The organism is Azospirillum sp. RU38E (genome assembly GCF_900188385.1).
Taxonomy (GTDB): Bacteria; Pseudomonadota; Alphaproteobacteria; order Azospirillales; family Azospirillaceae; genus Niveispirillum.
The window spans coordinates 12,390-30,820 of record NZ_FZOI01000031.1; the positions used below are offsets into that span (position 1 = coordinate 12,390).

At 63.3% G+C, this 18,431-nt stretch carries 15 protein-coding genes; 14 read left to right on the forward strand and 1 reads right to left on the reverse strand.

Going from position 1 to position 18,431, the window contains the following annotated elements:
• Positions 1 to 68 precede the first annotated feature (68 nt).
• Positions 69 to 1,805, reverse strand: coding sequence for a YbaL family putative K(+) efflux transporter (ybaL, locus tag CHB97_RS24605; RefSeq protein WP_200820116.1), 1,737 nt, complete (start codon positions 1,803 to 1,805; stop codon positions 69 to 71).
• A gap of 143 nt (positions 1,806 to 1,948) precedes the next feature.
• Between ybaL and CHB97_RS24610 the strand changes: the two genes are divergently transcribed.
• From CHB97_RS24610 to CHB97_RS24675, 14 genes are all read left to right on the forward strand, one after another.
• The gene (locus CHB97_RS24610) at positions 1,949 to 2,200 is read left to right on the forward strand and encodes a helix-turn-helix transcriptional regulator (RefSeq protein ID WP_089290677.1); all 252 of its coding nucleotides are present in this window, start codon (positions 1,949 to 1,951) and stop codon (positions 2,198 to 2,200) included.
• Between the two features lie 356 nt (positions 2,201 to 2,556).
• Positions 2,557 to 3,024 (forward strand): Hsp20 family protein, encoded by a 468-nt coding sequence (locus CHB97_RS24615; RefSeq protein ID WP_089290678.1) that lies wholly within the window; start codon positions 2,557 to 2,559, stop codon positions 3,022 to 3,024.
• Positions 3,025 to 3,142: 118 nt separating this feature from the next.
• Positions 3,143 to 3,361: a DUF1150 family protein gene (locus tag CHB97_RS24620; RefSeq protein ID WP_089290679.1), complete on the forward strand. Its 219-nt coding sequence runs from the start codon at positions 3,143 to 3,145 to the stop codon at positions 3,359 to 3,361.
• A gap of 438 nt (positions 3,362 to 3,799) precedes the next feature.
• Positions 3,800 to 4,432 carry a transglutaminase-like cysteine peptidase gene (locus CHB97_RS24625; protein WP_160106244.1) on the forward strand — a complete coding sequence of 211 codons (633 nt, stop codon included), beginning with the start codon at positions 3,800 to 3,802 and terminating at the stop codon, positions 4,430 to 4,432.
• A gap of 111 nt (positions 4,433 to 4,543) precedes the next feature.
• Entirely contained in the window at positions 4,544 to 4,807 is a 264-nt protein-coding gene (locus tag CHB97_RS24630) for a hypothetical protein (RefSeq protein ID WP_089367517.1), read from the forward strand.
• Between the two features lie 15 nt (positions 4,808 to 4,822).
• A complete protein-coding gene (locus tag CHB97_RS24635) occupies positions 4,823 to 5,032 on the forward strand; it encodes a hypothetical protein (protein ID WP_089290681.1) in 210 nt (69 codons plus the stop codon).
• Positions 5,033 to 5,075: 43 nt separating this feature from the next.
• On the forward strand, positions 5,076 to 5,573 hold the full coding sequence (locus tag CHB97_RS24640; protein ID WP_089290682.1) for a RidA family protein: 498 nt from the start codon (positions 5,076 to 5,078) through the stop codon (positions 5,571 to 5,573).
• 237 nt (positions 5,574 to 5,810) lie between these two features.
• Entirely contained in the window at positions 5,811 to 8,258 is a 2,448-nt protein-coding gene (locus tag CHB97_RS24645) for a TonB-dependent siderophore receptor (RefSeq protein WP_089290683.1), read from the forward strand.
• A gap of 149 nt (positions 8,259 to 8,407) precedes the next feature.
• Complete coding sequence (locus tag CHB97_RS24650; protein ID WP_089290684.1) at positions 8,408 to 9,979, forward strand: flavin monoamine oxidase family protein; 1,572 nt, start codon at positions 8,408 to 8,410, stop codon at positions 9,977 to 9,979.
• A 17-nt stretch (positions 9,980 to 9,996) separates the two neighbouring features.
• Positions 9,997 to 10,410, forward strand: a complete 414-nt coding sequence (locus CHB97_RS24655) for a cytochrome c (protein WP_089290685.1) — start codon at positions 9,997 to 9,999, stop codon at positions 10,408 to 10,410.
• A complete protein-coding gene (locus CHB97_RS24660; protein ID WP_089290686.1) occupies positions 10,407 to 10,964 on the forward strand; it encodes a GNAT family N-acetyltransferase in 558 nt (185 codons plus the stop codon). Before CHB97_RS24655 ends, CHB97_RS24660 begins: the two co-directional genes overlap by 4 nt.
• A 141-nt stretch (positions 10,965 to 11,105) precedes the next feature.
• The gene (locus tag CHB97_RS24665; protein ID WP_160106246.1) at positions 11,106 to 13,601 is read left to right on the forward strand and encodes an HWE histidine kinase domain-containing protein; all 2,496 of its coding nucleotides are present in this window, start codon (positions 11,106 to 11,108) and stop codon (positions 13,599 to 13,601) included.
• Positions 13,602 to 13,720: 119 nt separating this feature from the next.
• On the forward strand, positions 13,721 to 16,915 hold the full coding sequence (gene ileS / locus CHB97_RS24670; RefSeq protein ID WP_089290688.1) for an isoleucine--tRNA ligase: 3,195 nt from the start codon (positions 13,721 to 13,723) through the stop codon (positions 16,913 to 16,915).
• A gap of 1 nt (position 16,916) precedes the next feature.
• Positions 16,917 to 18,143: an SAM-dependent methyltransferase gene (locus CHB97_RS24675; protein ID WP_089290689.1), complete on the forward strand. Its 1,227-nt coding sequence runs from the start codon at positions 16,917 to 16,919 to the stop codon at positions 18,141 to 18,143.
• Positions 18,144 to 18,431: the final 288 nt, after the last annotated feature.

An 18,431-nucleotide genomic window follows, 5' to 3' on the forward strand; every position in this document is an offset into this window, starting at 1 on the left:
TTATTCTCTGCTGTCAGCAAAAAAGCCCCGGCGTTCATCAGGAACGCCGGGGCTTTTTGTTGGCACCATCAAGCCGGTATGCTGGCTGGCAGGGCCATAGGGGCAGGCTCCTGACGCCCCAACCCCTCCTCGATCATGCCGCGGGCGGTTTCCCGCTCCCCCATCACCACCTGGGTGGCGCCATTTTGCTGCAGATGTTCCACCTCAGCATCGGCATGGGCGCGGGCGATGATGCGTAAATCCGCATTGGCGGTGCGGGCCTGCCGGATGATCTGCCCGGCCTCAAAGGCATTGGGGATGGCCACGAACATCAGCCGGGCGCCGGCGACATTGGCGGCGGCCAGCACATCGGCCAGCACGGCATTGCCGGTGATCACCTCCACCCCTTCCTTGCGCAGGGCATCGACCCGGTCGGCATTATCCTCCACCGTCAGGAAGGGGATGCCGTCCTGGCCCAGTCGCTGGCCGATCAGGCTGCCGACCCGGCCATAGCCGATGATGATGGCATGATCGGTCAGGCTGGTGGGGGTGGGCAGTTCGCGGGTGGCGGCAGCCGGCGGCTCCCCGGTTTTTTCCCCTTCCGCCAGGGCCGGGTCCAGCCGATGGCCATATTTGTCGATCAGGGTGAACAGCAGCGGGTTGACCAGGATGGACAGGATGGCCCCCACCAGCACCAGATCCTGTCCCTCGGGCGGCAACATGCCCAGCGAGACGCCCAAGGCGGCCAGGATGAAGGAAAATTCACCGATCTGCGCCAGCGAGGCGGCAATGGTCAGCGCCGTGCGGCGCGGATGGCCAAAGGCCAGCACGATCAGATAGGCCACCACCGACTTGCCGACCAGGATGATCAGCAGCGTGGCCAGCACCTGCAGCGGCTGCTTCACCAGGATGGCCGGGTCGAACATCATGCCGACAGAGACGAAGAACAGCACGGCGAAAGCGTCGCGCAACGGCAGCGATTCTTCCGCCGCCCGGTGGCTTAGCGGGGAGCCCGACAGCACCATGCCGGCGAAGAAGGCCCCCAGCGCGAAGGAGACGCCGAACAGTTCCGCCGCCCCAAAGGCCACGCCCAGGGCGATGGCCAGCACGGCCAGCCGGAACAGCTCCCGCGAGCCGCTATGCGCCACCTCATGCAGGATCCAGGGGATAACCCGACGGCCAACCACCAGCATCAGCGCCACAAAGGCTGCCACCTTGGCCAGGGTGATCAGGATGACCATGCCCAGGCTCTGCCCGCCGGCCTGTGCCGCCACCGTGGCCGGGGCGGCATTGCTGCCATCGCCTAGCAGCCCCGCCAGGGCCGGCAGCAGCACCAGGGCCAGCACCATGGCCAGATCCTCCACGATCAGCCAGCCCACGGCGATGCGGCCGCGATGGGTTTCCACCAGCCGCCGTTCCTGCAGGGCGCGCAGCAGCACCACCGTGCTGGCCACCGACAGGGCCAGCCCGAAGACCAGACCGGCACCGAGGGTCCACCCCAGCACCCAGGCCAGCGCCATGCCCATCAGGGTGGCCACACCGATCTGCGCCACCGCCCCCGGAATGGCGATGGCCTTCACCGACATCAGGTCTTTCAGGGAAAAATGCAGGCCCACACCGAACATCAGCAGGATGACGCCGATTTCCGCCAGCTGCGGTGCCAGCGTGGTATCGGCGACATAGCCCGGCGTGCCGGGGCCGATCAGCACGCCGGCCACCAGATAGCCCACCAGGGGCGAGATTTTCAGCCGCTGCGCCAACATGCCGAAAATGAAGGCCAGCGCCAGGCCAGCCACGATCATTGTAATGAGCGGTGCGTGATGCATTACCAATCCCTGCCTTTCCGTGGGTCTTGTTGGCCCTGACGGCGCCCTTGACCTCTCAACCATTTAAGTCATATTCGCCCAATATGGTTGGAAAACGCCTTACTTCAACCGCCCATCGCCTGTCAGATCAGGATTTTCTGCTTATGCCGACGGAAATTTGCCCCGCCCAGTGCCGCGCCGCGCGGGGCTTGCTGGACTGGAGCCAGGAGGAGCTGGCCCAGGCGGCCGGCCTGTCCCGCAGCACGGTGCGTGATTTCGAGGCTGGCCGTCATGAGCTGCAGCGTGCCAGCGCCACCCTGCTGGTGCAGACCCTGGCGGGGGCTGGTGTGCTGCTGCTGGGGCCGACGGAGGCCGGGCTGGGGCAGGGGGTGCGGCTGGTCCGCCCTGCAGAATAGGGCGCGCGCTTCGAGAATCCTCTTGCCGAAAAATTGCACAAAATTTAATCACGAGCGGAGAGGCTCAAGCGTGGCGCGGCCGAATCAGCGCACGTTCACAGACTTATCCACAGATTCTGGGGATTTCGCTTACCGGATGGGGGAATTCCGCACCGGGAGCGGCTGGGACAAACAGATACGATCCGCTTCACCGCATCCCCCTTGCCTTGAAGGGCGCCGCGCAATACCCATGTAAGCAGAACTGAGGGGGCGTGGTGCCGGTGCGGGCCACGCCCCCCAGGGCTCCCGCGCCGGAAGGCGGCTGCATCAGGCCGGTCCGGCGCGCGACAACTCGCTCTTGTTGAGGAGACAGTGCCGTGACGACCCGCCTTTCCCTGTTCAACAGTCCCTTCCTGCTGGGCTTCGACCAGTTTGAGCGCACGCTCGACCGGATCGCCAAGAACGCGAATGAAGGCTATCCCCCGTATAATATCGAGCAGACGTCGGAAGACGGCCTGCGCATCACCCTGGCCGTGGCGGGTTTCACCGCCGAGGATCTGCAGGTGCAGATGGAGGATAATCAGCTGGTCATTCGCGGCAAGCAGACCGATGACAAGTCCCGCCTCTACCTGCATCGCGGCATTGCCGCCCGGCAGTTCCAGCGCAGTTTCGTGCTGGCGGAGGGGATAGAGGTCGTGGGCTGCGATCTGAATAACGGCCTGCTGAATGTCGATCTGCGCCGCCCCATCCCGGAACCCAAGGTGCGCACCATCAAGATCGGCACCCCGGCAGAGGCGACACCCGGCGGGCGCACCATCGATGTTTCGCCCGAACGCGGGGATTGAGCGGGCGGACCGCTCTACCGTCTTTTTGTAAACCGGATATTCAGGATTTCCATGTCCTGATAGGGCTGGCGGGGGCGGAAGGTCCGTTCCCGCCGGCCATGGCCAGGAGTATGGCACCATGAACCAGACCAGCCAGTTTCTGCGGACCCTGACGGTGAAGGATTTTGCCGTGCTGGGCGTCAACGCAATCGCCTATGTCAAGCCGGTGCTGGCAGAGGGGAAGCCGGCCTTTTCCATCCATGCCGCCGACGGCACCGCCCTGGCCCTGGTCCCGCGCCACGATCTGGCACTGGCCACGGTGCGCCAGCATGATATGGAACCGCTGAACGTGCATTGATTGCCGTCCCCGTGAAGGGGACGTGGGGTAGATGGTTGAACGGCGCCCAGCCCCTGGGCGCCGTTTTTCATTGGCAATCGGCCCAAAGCCATAGAAAGAGATTTGTCAGCCAGACAATTTGCTGAATAGAAAATAATCGCGTCTGATGTAAATTCGGAAAACTGATCATCGTTTTCAGAAGATTGTTCAATGTCTGCGGTTTTTGTACAAAGTATATCGCCAGTGCGATATTGCAATGCGGCAAACGCCTTGCCGATACCGTCCATTGTGTCATTTCAGCGTATGCGGCAGTCGGCAAACACTTACTGCTTGATTGTGCTTATTTGGTTAAAATTCCGTTACGGAAGTTGTGCCTTGCCGCAGGCGGCCTTTGCTGTCCCTGTCTCACGGGGCGGTCGGCGGCGTTCCCCCTTGCCGTTTTTGGCTCTGATGGGTTTGGTGGGATTGGTCCTGGCGGCCAATACGCCGACGGCGCTGGCGGTCAGCTGGGATGGGGCCGCCATGGCGCCGCTGCCGCAATATCGTACCTATTGCCAGACCTATGGCGACCGCGATCCTGGCTGCGCCGCCGCGCTGGGCGGGCGGTCAGCGGCCTCTCTGGGGGGCGACCGGTTGAGCGGCAAGCCGGATTCGCTGGCCATGGCGGTGCATATCCACCGCCAGGTGGTGGCCGATCTGATTTATGTGAAGGAGCCCAAGGATGTCTGGCAGGTGCTGGGCACCATCGGCACCGGCATGACGGGCGATTGCGATGATGTGGTGATGACCACCATTTCCCGGCTGCTGCGCCGGGGCTATCCCCGCGCCGCCCTGCGCGCCACCATCGTGGAACTGCCCGCTGGTGGCGGGCATCACCTGATCCTGGGTGTGCGCCTGCCAGAGGGGGAGGTGTTCCTGGATGATCGCCACCGCTGGCAGCGCACGGCGGCCGAACTGATGGCCGCCGGCTATCGCTTTGTCGCCCAGGAAGTGCCTGGCCAGTCCCTCTGGCGCCGTCCGGGGCCGGCGTTGTCGCCGCCGACGGGGGAAACCATCGCTGCCCTGGCACAGGCAGCATCTCCTGGGGTTTGACGGGGGCGGGCGGCATAATCTGCTTTTGCTTCAACCAAGGTCGATATTGTCTTTTGCTCTGACTTATGGATTTGGCACTTTTTTTGCCAGTAGGGGGCGTCGTCCCCGGCAATGCCCCGCAAAATCCCCCAAAATCTGCATGAATTCTATGCGTCTGTCCTGAATTCAGGCTGCCTGCCCGCAGAATGGGCAGGAAAGCAGGTCGTGCTTGTGCGCGATCCGTGGCATTGGCTGGCCTTGGCTGCTGGCACGCTTGTTGCTGTACTTGATTTTCGTCAAGAGCTGCGGGTCTGCCGGGAAACTGGCGGTCCAAACGATTTCTCGGTTGGTTCTGCCCGCACGCTGTTGATGTGCTGTCCGCCCGGACGCGGTTAAAGGACGAAGGATGACATGGCCAAACATGCTGTCAGGGTCGCGGTCAGAAATGTCGTCAAGGTGGTGACGGTGGCGCCGCGCGCGGCGTCCGCCCGGCCGGCCAACCTGTCGGGGGCGGCATTGTCTGCCGCCGGCCGGCCCGAACTGCTGGCCGGGGTTTCCTGGGATGACAGCCGCAAGGTCTGGCTGGTCCATCCGCCGGGCCGGGGGCCAGACCATGGCTAAGCTGGCCCGGACGGCGAAACGATAAATTCAAACAGGAGGTTGGATGTTGAAGCGTTATCGCGGCCTGATCGGGCTTTCTATGCTGGCAGCGGCGGTGGGAACCGCCCAGGCCGACGGGATCAAACGCACCGATGTGCCGAATTTCCCCATCGCTTCCTCCGTTCTGGTGCCGGGCGGTTCGGACCTGATCTTCCTCAGCGGCACCACCCCGCCGGTGGTGAACAAGGAAGCGCCCAAGGGCAGCACCACCGTCTACGGTGACACCGAAACCCAGGCTTTCAACATCTTCACCCGCATCCAGGAAACCCTGAAGGCCCAGGGCCTGACCATGGGGGATGTGGTGCTGATGCATGTCTATCTGGTCGGTGACCCGGCCAAGGGCGGGGCGATGGATTTCGAAGGCATGATGAAGGCCTATACGAAGTTCTTCGGCACCGCCGAACAGCCCAACAAGCCGGCCCGTTCCACGGTGCAGATCGCAGGACTGGTGGTGCCGGGCATGTTGGTGGAGATCGAGGTCGTGGCCGCCAAGGCCAAATGACCCGACAGGGGCGGGAAGGCGAGGGGTCGCCCTCCCGCTCTCTTCTTTTTTAAACATCCACCGGCCGCACGGGTAATGCGGGTGGGGATGAAGTGGGGTCTGACGGGGGTTCAGTCCGAAAAATCGGCGCTCCCCCTGATGACCCCCGACAAGCCCGGCAAACGGGCATCACGGGGATGGAAATCGCAACCGAGGAGGAATGAGACCAAAACCGAGTTGAACAGGGGACTTAATAAGATGCGGGTAAAGAACAGCACACCGGCTCAGCATCCGGCACTGCGCAAGATCGCCCTTGGCATTCTGTGCTCCTCCAGCCTTCTCCCCATCCTCGCCACGGCCCCGGCCGTGGCGCAGGAGGTGGACGAGATTATCGTGACCGGCACCCGCGTGGCCAACCGCACGGCGACCGAAAGCCTGGCACCGATTGACGTGTTCAGCCCGGCCGATATGGAAAAGCAGGCCTTCAGCGATACCAACGATATTCTGCGTACCCTGGTACCGTCCTTCAATGTAAGCCGGAACGCCATTTCCGATGGCTCCACCTTCGTGCGTCCGCCGACGCTGCGCGGTCTGCCGCCGGACCAGACCCTGGTGCTGGTGAATGGCAAGCGCCGCCATCGCTCTGCCCTGGTGCAGCTGGGCGGTGGTGCGCTGGCCGCCGGCGCCCAGGCGCCCGATCTGGCGCAGATTCCGGCCATCGCCCTGAAGCAGGTGGAAGTGCTGCGCGATGGCGCCTCGGCCCAGTACGGTTCCGACGCCATTGCCGGCGTGATGAATTTCCAGCTGAAGGACGCCGCAGAGGGCGGCACGGCGGAAATCCAGTATGGCTCCACCTATGAAGGCGATGGCGACAATGTGAAGACGGCCGCCAATGTCGGCCTGGCGCTGGGGCCCAACGGTTTCTTCAATCTGTCGGCCGAGTATAGCCAGAATGATCCGACCAATCGCGGGGTGCAGGACCCGCGCGCGCCGGCCACGAAAAAGGATCTGGCGATGAACTGGGGTTCCCCCGATGCGGAGGCCCTGCGCATTGTCTTCAATAGCGGCATCGACCTGACCGAGAATAAGAGCATCTATCTGTTCGGCAATTATGGCCGCAGCAAGAGCAATGGCAGCTTCTTCTATCGCCCGCCTTCCACCGATCACGCGGTGAATGGCCCGGTGCTGCCGGTGGCGGGTGATCCGGATGGTTTCACCTTCCGCGAATGGTTCCCGGAAGGGTTCACGCCGCGCTTCTATGGCGATCTGCGCGACGCCTCCCTGGTGGGCGGCTTCAAGCATGAGCTGGAAAGTGGCCTTGTCTATAATGTCAGCGGCTCCTATGGCCGCAGCCAGCTGGATTACGACCTGAAGAACACGGTCAACCCCTCGCTGGGGCCGGCAAGCCCGCGTGAATTCTATGTCGGCCGGCTGGTGCAGGAAGAAACCAGCGCCAATATCGATCTGGCCTATCCGGTGGAGATCGGGCTGGCCAGCCCGATGAACCTGGCCGTCGGTACGGAATTCCACCGCGAGGTTTATGAAATCAGCCCCGGTGACACGGCCTCCTACACGGTCGGCCCCTATGCCTCCTACCGCGATCCCGTAACAGGGGCACAGCTGGGGATGCCGATCGGTTCCAACGGCTATCCGGGCTTCCGCCCGGAAGATAGCGGCCAGTTCGCCCGCGACAACATCGCCTTCTATGTCGATACCGAAACTGACATCACCGAGGCTTTCACCCTGGGCGTTGCCGGCCGCTACGAGGATTTTGACTATTTCGGTTCCACCTTCAACTGGAAGGTCAGCGGCCGGTATGAGCTGACGGATGATTTCGCCCTGCGCGGCTCGGTCAATACCGGCTTCCGCGCCCCCACGCCCGGCCAGTCGCAGACCTCCTCGGTGCAGACCTATTTCCCCGCCGGCAGCTCCAGCCCGGTGGCGCGCGGCACCTATCCGGCGGCCAGCACCGTGGCGCAATATTTCGGTGCCAAGCCGCTGAAGGAGGAGGAGAGCACCAACTTCGCCGGCGGTTTTGTTGCCAAGGTGGCGGATATCTCCCTGACCGCCGATTACTATAATATCAAGGTGAAGGACCGTATCGCGCTGTCCGGTGACTTCAACCCCACGGCGGCCGACCGCACGGCGCTGGCGGCGTTGGGCGTGCCGGGGGCCAATACGCTGGGGGCTGTCAATTACTTCACCAACGCCTTCAATACCCGCACCCAGGGCGTGGATGTGGTGGCCAATACCAGCGTGGAGGTCGGTGACGGCAAGCTCGATCTGACGGCGGCGGCCAATTACAACAAGACCAAGGTGATCAAGCGCAATGCCTCGGTCATCGGTGACAACCGCGTCGCCGATCTGGAAAAGCAGCTGCCCAAGGTGCGCGGCAATTTCAGCGCCATCTATTCCATCGGCGAATTCTCTATACTGGGCCGCGCCAGCTATTACAGCAAGTTCACCGATACGGATAATTACGCCAAGACTTTTGGCTCGGAATGGCTGTTCGATACGGAGGTTTCCTACACCTTCTATGAACAGGTGACCCTGTCGGTCGGCGCGCAGAACCTGTTCGACAATTATCCGGACAAGCTGAACAAGACGGCCGCTGGCACCTATGCGGTGGGGCAGGTTTATCCTGACACTTCGCCCATCGGCTATGATGGCGGCACCTATTATGTGCGCCTGAAGGTTGCCTTCTGATCATCCAGCATGGCGGTGGCGCCCTGGTTGCCACCGCCCTCTCCTTTCCCGAAGCAAGGGGGTGGGCTGGACAGGCGAGAGCCTTGTTCGGCCCGCCCCTTCCGAGGCGAAGAATGGCTGTAGAAAAACTTCCCCTGCCGGCAGGCCGGATGACGCGCCGCCAGCTGCTGTCGATGATCGGTACGGCTGCCGGCAGTTCCGTCATGTATCAAGCGGCAACCTCGCTCGGGTTTGCTGCCGAGAGCGAATTCAAGGGACCGCCCGACCTGTCGGGCGCGCCCAAGGGCACGTCGGTACTGATCTTGGGCGCCGGCTGGGCCGGGCTGGTTGCCGCCTATGAATTGGGCAAGGCCGGTTACAAGGTGCAGGTGCTGGAATACCGGGAAAAGGCCGGTGGCCGCGCCTGGACCCTGCGCGGTGGCGACACCTATACCGAACTGGGCGGCTTCACCCAGAAGGTGGGGTTCGAAAAGGGCAACTACCTGAACCCAGGCCCTTGGCGCGTGCCCTATCACCATCGCGGCGTGATGCATTATTACCATGAGCTGGGCGTGAAACTGGAGCCGTTCTTCCAGATCAATTACAACGCCTATGTCCATTCCAAATCGGCCTTTGGCGGCAAGCCGCAGCGCTATCGCCATGTGCTGGCCGATTTCAACGGCCATGTCGCCGAACTGCTGGCCAAGCTGGGCCATAAGGGCGGGCTGGACGGCTATGTCACCAAGGAGGATCAGGAGAAGCTGCTGGCCGCCATGCAGGATTGGGGCGCGCTGGACGATAATTATGCCTATACCGCCAATGCCGAAACCTCCAACCGGCGCGGCTTTGAAAAAGACCCCGGCGGCGGCCTGTCGGGCGAACCGATCCCGTCCAAGCCGATTGAATTCTCGCAATTGCTGCAATCGGGCCTGTGGCGGGCGATTGGCACCGGTTCGGGCTATGAGTTCCAGACGGCCCTGTTCCAGCCCGAAGGCGGCATGGATGCCGGCCCGCTGGCCCTGGCGGAAAAGGTGAAGGACAAGATCACCTTCAATGCCAAGGTGACGGAAATCCATCAGGATAATGCCGGTGTCACCGTCACCTATGTTGATGCCAAGGCTGGGGGGGCGGTGAAGACGGCCAAGGCCGACTGGTGCCTCTGCACCATTCCGGCCTCGATCCTCTCGCAGATCAAGAAGAACGTCTCGCCCGCCATGGATGCCGCCATCGATGCGCTGCCCTATGAGGCGGCGTTCAAGGTGGGGCTGGAGTTCAAGCGCCGCTTCTGGGAACAGGATGAGGAGATTTATGGCGGCATTACCTATACCGACCTGCCGATCTCCGTCATCTCCTACCCCAACAGCCATTATGGTTCCAAGGGCAAGGGCGTGCTGCTGGGGGCCTATCCCTGGGGGCCATTCGCCTATGAATTCGCCGCCATGGCGCCGGAAGAGCGGGTGAAAAAATGCGTCGAATTCGGCGCGCAGATCCACCCGCAATATCTGAAGGAATTCGACAACGGCGTGGCGGTGGCCTGGCACCGCGTGCCCTGGACCCTGGGCTGCTTTGGTTCCTGGACGGAGGAAAAGCGCAAGCAGCATTACAAGGATATCTGCCAGATCGACGGGCGCCTGCTGCTGGCGGGTGAACATGTCTCCTACCTGCCGGCCTGGCAGGAAGGGGCTGTGCAATCCTCGCTCGATGCCATCACGCGCCTGCATCAGCGCATCATTGCCAAGTGACGGAAGGGAGAGACGCGATGAAGAACAGCCTGCTTTCCCTGGGTCTGGCCCTGCTGGCGCTGGGCGCTGCCCTGCCGGCCAGCGCCCAGCGCACCGATGCCCAGACCAGTGACTTTGCCGATGCCCGCCGCTTCCCCTATCAGGATGGGGAGCATCTCTATCGCTCCATCTGCCAGGGCTGCCATATGCCCGACGGCAAGGGGGCCACGGGGGCCGGCACCTATCCGGCCCTGGCCAGCAATGCCAATCTGGAGGCGGCCGGTTATCCGGTGCATATGGTGGTCAATGGCCAGCGGGCCATGCCTTCCTTCGGATATCTCAGTGACGATCAGGTGTCCGCTGTGGTGAACTATGTCCGCAGCCATTTCGGCAATCATTACAGCGATGCCGTGACGGCCCAGGATGTGAAGGACAGCCGGCCCACCCGATGAGTGACATTGTGACCCTGCAAACTCCCATTCTGCGGCTGGCCCGGCCGGATGACCGGGCCGCCCTGGAAGCGCTGGTCGAACGGTCGGTGCGCGATCTGGGTCGGGGTTATTACACCCCGGCCCAGATCGAGAGTTCGTTGAAATATATCTTCGGCATCGACGGCACGCTGATCGCCGACGGCACTTATTTCGTGGTGGAGCTGGCGGGCCAGCCCGCCGGCTGTGGCGGCTGGAGCTATCGCCGCACCCTGTTCGGCGGCGACCAGTTCAGCGATCGTTCCCCCGCCCCGCTGGACCCGGCGCTGGATGCCGCCAAAATTCGTGCCTTCTTCGTCGATCCCGCCTTTGCCCGTCGGGGCATCGGGCGGATGCTGATGCAGGCCTCCGAACAGGCGGCGCGGGCGGCGGGCTTCCGGGTGCTGGAACTGATGGCGACATTGCCAGGGGTGCCGCTTTATCAGGCATTGGGCTTCACCGCGACCGGTGCGCTGGATCAGCCGGTGCCCGATGGCACCGTCGTGCCCTTCGTACCGATGCGCAAGGCGCTGATGTAAAGCTTCATAAACCGAACTTTTGGCAAGGCTCGGCCATTCCGGATAGACAGAGCTGCAGGCTGGTCAGATGGCCCTCAAATGGGCAAGGTTCACCATGGTCTGGCATGGCGATCCTGCCTTTCGTTGCCTCTGGTGCCGCCGTTGAGACGTCCGCTTGTCCTGCTGCTCCTGGCGGCGATCCTGCTTCCCGGCACCACCGTGGGCCTGATCTCCTGGCGTGCCTATGAACATACGCTGGAAAGTGCGCGTGATGATCGCCACCAGCAGGCCCGCGCCCTGCGCGAACATATGATGCGGGTGTTCGAGGCGCAGTCGCTGGCCATCGAACTGATCGATACAGAGCTGGGTGATACACCCTGGCCCCAGGTGGCCAAACTGCCCCGGCTGGATGCCGTCATCCGCCGGGTGGTGGAACGGTCGCCCCATATTGAAAGCCTGTGGCTGATTGATCCGGATGGCAGGGTGGTGGCAGGCGGCGGCCCGGCGGAAGGCAGTAAGGGGGCGCTGGAAATCGGGGATGATGTCAGCCGGCGCAGCTATTTCCAGGCACTGCGCAAGGGGGCTGACACATATCTGACGGTGGATGCGGCCGAGCGCTCAGGCCCGGCCATCAGTTTCAGCCTGGCCCGCCGGCGCGGGGAGGAGCCACGGCCTGCGGCTTTTGACGGGGCCATCCTGGTTACCATCCAGCTTTCCTATTTTGAGCAGTTCTGGCGCGATTATCGCCTGTCGGATCAGGGCGTGGTGACGCTGCTGCGTGGTGATGGGGAATTGCTGGCCCGCTATCCGGTGCCGACGGACCGGCGGCTGTTGCGGCTTCCCGCCAATTCCAGCTTTTTCCTGGCGCGGGCCAAGAATAATGAGGAGGGGGATTACCGCTTCAATTCCCTCATCGATGGGGTGGATCGCATCTACTCCTATGTGCGCATCCCGGAGATGGACAGCTATATCGTTGTCGGCACTGATCGTTCCGTCATTCTGGTGAACTGGTGGCAGGATACGCTGACCCTCTCCATCATTGCCCTGCTGCTGACGCTGGCGCTGGTGGCGGCCGCCTTGCAGGCGATGCGGCGGGGCAGTGCCCTGGCCCATGCCAACCACCGCCTGACCGCCTTGACCGACGATCTGGCGGCGGAGGTGACGCGCCGGCGGGCGGCGGAAAGCACCCTGGTGGCGCGGGAAGAGCATGAGGCGGCCCTGCATCGCGCCAGTGAGGCGCTGGGGGCGGGGGAGGAGCGGTTCCGCCTGCTGTTCGAAACCCTGACCCAGGGTGTGGTGATCCATGATGCCGCCGGGCGCATCCTGTCAGCCAATGCGGCGGCAGAGCAGATATTGGGTCGCACCCTGGCGGAAATGGTCGGGCCAGCCGGCGACGGGGTGGATTGGGGGGCGGTGGATGCCGAAGGCCAGCGTGTGGAGCGGGCCGATTTTCCGGTGATGGGGGCGCTGACCACGGGCCGGGTTGTGCATGGCATCTCCCTGGGCATCTACAACCCCCGCCGGTCGGAACGGCGCTGGCTGGTGATCGATGCCGTCCCCATCCAGCGGCCGGGCGATAGCGCCCCTTCGGGCGCTTATGCCGTGTTCAGCGATGTCACCGAACGCCGGCGCGGCGAACAGGCCCAACGCCTGCTGATCCGCGAGGTGGACCATCGCGCCAAGAACGCGCTGGCCGTGGTGCAGGCGGTGATCCGGCTGACCAAGGCGGAAACGCCCCACCGCTTTGTCGAGGTGGTGGAAGGACGGGTGGCTGCACTCGCCCATGCCCATACCATCCTGGCGATGAACCGGTGGGAAGGCGCCCTGCTGCGCCGGCTGGTGCAGGTGGAACTGGAAGCCTATGACGGACAGGATGGCGGCAGGGTGGAGATCAGCGGCCCCGACATCACCGTGCGGCCGGAGGCGGCCCAGCCGCTTTCCATGGTGCTGCATGAATTGACCACCAATGCCGCCAAACATGGCGCGCTGGCCCAACCGGATGGCAGGCTTTACGTGCGCTGGGCGGTGATTGATGGCGGCGATGCCATCCAGCTTGATTGGCAGGAAACGGGCGGCCCTGCCCTGGGTGACGGCCCCGCCCGGCGCGGCTTCGGCTCCACCATGATCGAAGCCAGTATGCGCCAGCAGTTGCAGGGCGGCATCACCTATGACTGGACCTATGACGGGCTGCACGCCACCATCCGTTTCCCCGCCGACCAATTGGCCCCGCTGGACACGCTGGCCCGCGGTGTACCGCCCGACGTGGCGGTGGATGAGGATGATCTGCCGGTGGAACCGGCGGGCCAGACCGGCCCGCGCATCCTGTTGGTGGAAGATAATATCCCCTTGGGACAATTGTTCCGGGAGATGCTGGAGGCGCTGGATTACGCCGTCATCGGCCCCTACACCAATGTGCCCGCTGCCCTGGCGGCGGCACATGGAAAGCAGATCGACGCCGCCATGCTGGATATTGAAATGAATGGCGCCCAGGTCTTCCCCGTGGCCGAAGCCCTGCGCCATCGCGGCATCCCCATGCTGTTCTGCACTGGTTACAGTGATGTGTGGGAACCGGAATGGGCCGATGTGCCCATTTTGCGCAAACCCGTCACCCTGCCGGCCCTGCGCGACCGGCTGGCGGCCCTGCTGCCAGGCGCGTGATTTTTTCGGCAAGGTTGCCCTGCGCCCCGCCATTCTGGACAGCGTGCCCGCGCATCGTTACATGACAGTTGCCCCCAGGTGCGTCCGGTGCCGGGGCCTGTCCAATGCGTGGGTGCGCCATGACCAACCAAGATTCCAGCTTCCGCCCCTATCCCGCCGCCGAACCCAACCCGGATTTCCCACGGATTGAGGAAGAGGTGCAGCGGATTTGGAAGGAAAACGGGGTCTTCCAGCAGTCGGTGGATTTCCGCCCGCTGGAACAGGATGGCAAGCACAATGAATTCGTCTTCTATGACGGCCCGCCATTCGCCAACGGCCTGCCGCATTATGGCCATCTGGTCACGGGCTATGTGAAGGATCTGGTGCCGCGCTACCAGACCATGAAGGGCCGCAAGGTCGAACGCCGTTTCGGCTGGGACTGCCACGGCCTGCCGGCCGAGCTGCAGTCCGAAAAGGAACTGGGCGTTTCCGGGCGTCACGACATCCTGAAATACGGGATCGACAAGTTCAACGCCCACTGCCAGGTGTCGGTGCTGCGCTTTACCCAGGAATGGGAATATTACGTCACCCGCCAGGGGCGCTGGGTCGATTTCCAGAATGATTACAAGACCATGGACATCACGTTCATGGAAAGCGTGATGTGGGCCTTCAAGCAGCTCTGGGATAAGGGGCTGGTCTATGAAGGCTATCGCGTCGTGCCCTATAGCTGGGCCGTGGAATCGCCGCTCTCCAACTTTGAAACCCGGTTGGACAATTCCTACCGTGAACGGCAAGACCCGGCCCTGACCGTGCGCTTCCGCCTGCACCCGCAGGCGGGCGATGCCGGCGCGTTGGATATCCTGGCCTGGACGACCACGCCCTGGACCCTGCCGTCCAACCTCGCTTTGGCCATCGGGCCGGAGATCGAATATGCGGTCATGCGCAAGGGCGATGACCGGCTGATCCTGGCCAGCAGCGCCATTGGCAAATATGCCAAGGAACTGGAAGGCTATGAGCAGGAATCGACGCTGACGGCGGAAGATTTGCGCGGCCGTACCTACGAGCCGATTTTCCCCTATTTCAAGGGGTTGGAGAAGGCGCACCAGATTCTGGTGGCGGATTTCGTCACCACCGGTGACGGCGTGGGCATCGTTCACATGGCCCCTGGCTTCGGTGAGGATGACTTGGCCGTCTGCAAGGCCAACGGCCTGCCGGTGAAGGTGCCGGTGGATGTGGCCGGCAACTTCACCGCCGAGATTTCCGACTATGTCGGCCTGAATGTCATTGAGGCAAATAAGCCGATCATCCAGGATTTGAAGGCGCGGGGCGTCGTGCTGCGGCACGAAACCTACCTGCACAACTATCCGCATTGCTGGCGCACCGATCAGCCGCTGATCTACAAGGCGGTGAATAGCTGGTACGTCGAAGTCTCCAAGTTCAAGGACCGGATGGTCGAGCTGAACCAGCAGCAGATCAACTGGATTCCCGGCCATGTGAAGGATGGTTCCTTCGGCAATTGGCTGGCCAATGCGCGCGACTGGAACATCTCCCGCAACCGGTTCTGGGGTTCGCCCATCCCGGTCTGGCGCAGCGACGACCCGCGCTATCCGCGCATCGACGTCTATGGCTCCATCGCCGAACTGGAACGCGATTTCGGGGTGAAGGTCACTGACCTGCATCGCCCCGCCATCGACCATCTGACTCGCCCCAACCCGGACGATCCGACCGGCCAGTCGATGATGCGCCGGGTGGAGGATGTGCTGGATTGCTGGTTCGAAAGCGGCTCCATGCCGTTCGCCCAGCAGCATTACCCGTTTGAAAACAAGGAACGGTTCGAGCGCAACTTCCCCGCCGATTTCATCGTCGAATATGTGGCCCAGACACGCGGCTGGTTCTACACGCTGATGGTGCTGTCCACGGCCCTGTTCGACTGTGCGCCGTTCAAGAACGTCATCTGCCATGGGGTGGTGCTGGACGAGGATAAGCAGAAGCTGTCCAAGCGTCTGCGCAACTATCCCGACCCGGTGGAGGTGTTGAATAACCAGGGTGCCGACGCGCTGCGCTGGTATCTGGTGTCCTCGCCGTTGATGGTGGGCGGCGATCTGGCCATGCCCAAGGATGCGCGCGGCATTGCCCAGGCCCTGCGCCAGGGCGTGCTGCCGCTGTGGAACGCCTATAGCTTCTATACGCTCTACGCCAATATCGATCAGGTGAAGGGCCAGATCCGTGCCGACCAGAAGGGGCTGCTGGATCGCTATATCCTGGCCAAGACACGGGAGTTGGTGGAAGGCATCGAAGGCCGCCTGGACAGCTACGACCTGCCGGGCGCCTATGCGCTGGTCGCCGGCTATTACGACGCGCTGAACAACTGGTATATCCGCCGTTCGCGCTCCCGCTTCTGGCGGGAAGTGGGCGAGGGGGAGGCCCAGGATAAGCGCGATGCCTATGACACGCTGTACACCTGTCTGGTGACGGTGACCAAGGCGCTGGCCCCCATGCTGCCGCATGTGACGGAGCGGATTTATACCGCTTTGACGGGCGAAGCCTCGGTGCATCTGGCCGATTGGCCAGATGTGTCGCACCTGCCGTCTGATCATGAGTTGACCAGCCAGATCGACCTTGTGCGGGAAATCTGCGCTTCGGCCATGTCGCTGCGCGAAGCCAAGAAACTGCGCATCCGCCTGCCGCTGCGCACGCTCACCATCGTTCACCCGGACGCCGACCGGCTGAAGGGCCAGTTCGACGCCGTGCTGGGGGCGTTGGTGGCGGATGAGGTGAATGTGAAGCAGGTGACTGTTTCCTCCGACATCTCCCTCGTCGGCACCCGCCAACTGGCGGTGAATGCTGCCGTCGTCGGCCCGAAGGTCGGCCCGAAGATGAAGGAGGTGATGGCCGCCTCCAAGCAGGGCAATTGGACCGACAAGGGCGACGGCACGGTTGAACTGGCTGGTGTCGTGCTGGAAGCCGGTGATTTCGACATCCGCATCCAGGCCAAGGAAGGCACCCACGCCGCCCGCTTTGCCGGCGGCAAGGGCGTGGTGGTGCTGGATGTGACCGTGGATGCGGAACTGGAGGCGGAAGGCTGGGCACGCGACTTTGTGCGCGCCGTGCAGTCCACCCGCAAGGATTCGGGCTTCCAGGTTACCGACCGTATCACCATCACCACCCAGGTGCCGGATGCGGTGGCGGGTGCGCTCGCTACCCATGCGGAAACCATCAAGCGCGAAACCCTGGCGCTCGATCTGGTGGTGAACCCGGCCAACTTGCCGGAAGGGGCGATTTCCGTCGATCTGTCCGGTGCCAGCATCGAACTGGCGCTGGCCAAGGCGAACTGAGATGGCCGAAGAGCTGGCGTCGGTATTGGCGGAACTGCGGGCGCTGCTGCTGGATGGGGAGGGGCTGGTGCGTGCCGTTGCCTCCGGCCGGCAGCGCAATACCAGCCCGCCCTGGCGCCGGCTGGAACTGCGGCCCGTGGCGCTGAAGGCGGGCCAACGCCTTCAGCGCGTCGCCTATGATGAGCGCCAAGCCCACACGGCCAATGCCGCCTATGGCGATGAGGCGGCTGCCATGGTGGACGAAGCCCTGTCCCAGGGCTTCGCCAACTGGCACGTGGAAAGCACCAGCGGCACCGTGCAGCTTCGCATCACCAAGAAGGGGGAGCCGATGGTCAGCCGTACCAAGCCGGCCGCCCCGGTGGAACGCGAACTGTCGCATAACCGGGCCAAGGCGCGGCTGCTGGATCCGGCGGACCCGTTCTGGCAGGCGATTGGCATTGCCGATGCCGATGGCCGCATCAAGCCGACCAAACAGGACAAGTTCCGCCAGGTAGAGGAATTCCTGCGCGCCCTGGATGCGGTGCTGAAGCCGGAACAATTGCCGGGCGACCGCCCGTTGCGCGTCGTCGATCTCGGCTGCGGCAACGCCTATCTTACCTTCGCCGCCTATCGCTTCCTGGCCCACGTGCGTGGGCTGGAGGTGGATATGGTGGGCGTGGATGTGAAGCGGCAGGCCCGCGAGCGCAACAGTGCGCTATCGGCGCAACTGGGCTGGGACGGCTTGCGCTTCCTGGAAGGCACCATCGCGGACGCCCCGCTGGATGGGGCCGATGTGGTGCTGGCCCTGCACGCCTGTGACACGGCGACCGATGATGCGCTGGCCCGTGCTGTGGCCTGGAAGGCGCGCTTCGTGCTGGCGGCCCCCTGCTGCCACCATGATCTGCAAAAGCAGCTCCGCGCCGCCGAACCGCCGGCCCCCTATGGGCTGGTGACGCGCCATGGCATCCTGCGGGAACGGCTGGCCGATGCGCTGACCGATGCGCTGCGCGCCGCCCTGATGCGGCTGTCCGGTTATCGGGCGGAGATTGTGGAATTCATCGGCAGCGAACATACCCCGCGCAACACCCTGCTGCGCGCCACCTACACCGGTGGGGCGGGGGATAAGGATGTGCAGGCCGATTACCGTGCCCTGATCGCTGAATGGAAGGTGCGCCCGCGTCTGGCCCAGTTGCTGGGGCTGGAAGGAGCGGGGCTGGAATTGTCCAAGGCAGGGGATGCTTGTTTCTGATTGAGGTTGTTTTATACAAAAATGTAGAAGCCAGCTGCGTTTGACGTGAATTTTGGCTGGCTTCACTTATCCCCTGTTCCTTTGATCTATGCTCATTGGGGCAGGGTACATTTTATACCAATCCGCCGAATGATTGACCCTTGGTCAACCCTTCGTCGGCCTCAGGCGCCGGCGCCAACATCCGTTGGCTTGGCTAGTACTACAGTTGCGGTTATTGATTTATCGTGATTCCCTGTGCCTTCGGGATATGGAGGTTGAGGCATGGGAGTATCGGATTGGTCTGGGACG

What these genes read in the sequence shown, in the direction of transcription:
- CHB97_RS24660 (WP_089290686.1), top strand. Translation starts at nt 10,407, where the DNA reads ATGAGTGACATTGTGACCCTGCAAACTCCCATTCTGCGGCTGGCCCGG.
- CHB97_RS24630 (WP_089367517.1), top strand. Translation starts at nt 4,544, where the DNA reads ATGCCCCGCAAAATCCCCCAAAATCTGCATGAATTCTATGCGTCTGTC.
- CHB97_RS24655 (WP_089290685.1), top strand. Translation starts at nt 9,997, where the DNA reads ATGAAGAACAGCCTGCTTTCCCTGGGTCTGGCCCTGCTGGCGCTGGGC.
- CHB97_RS24650 (WP_089290684.1), top strand. Translation starts at nt 8,408, where the DNA reads ATGACGCGCCGCCAGCTGCTGTCGATGATCGGTACGGCTGCCGGCAGT.
- CHB97_RS24645 (WP_089290683.1), top strand. Translation starts at nt 5,811, where the DNA reads ATGCGGGTAAAGAACAGCACACCGGCTCAGCATCCGGCACTGCGCAAG.
- CHB97_RS24675 (WP_089290689.1), top strand. Translation starts at nt 16,917, where the DNA reads ATGGCCGAAGAGCTGGCGTCGGTATTGGCGGAACTGCGGGCGCTGCTG.
- ileS (WP_089290688.1), top strand. Translation starts at nt 13,721, where the DNA reads ATGACCAACCAAGATTCCAGCTTCCGCCCCTATCCCGCCGCCGAACCC.
- ybaL (WP_200820116.1), bottom strand. Translation starts at nt 1,805, where the DNA reads ATGCATCACGCACCGCTCATTACAATGATCGTGGCTGGCCTGGCGCTG.
- CHB97_RS24620 (WP_089290679.1), top strand. Translation starts at nt 3,143, where the DNA reads ATGAACCAGACCAGCCAGTTTCTGCGGACCCTGACGGTGAAGGATTTT.
- CHB97_RS24635 (WP_089290681.1), top strand. Translation starts at nt 4,823, where the DNA reads ATGGCCAAACATGCTGTCAGGGTCGCGGTCAGAAATGTCGTCAAGGTG.
- CHB97_RS24610 (WP_089290677.1), top strand. Translation starts at nt 1,949, where the DNA reads ATGCCGACGGAAATTTGCCCCGCCCAGTGCCGCGCCGCGCGGGGCTTG.
- CHB97_RS24640 (WP_089290682.1), top strand. Translation starts at nt 5,076, where the DNA reads ATGTTGAAGCGTTATCGCGGCCTGATCGGGCTTTCTATGCTGGCAGCG.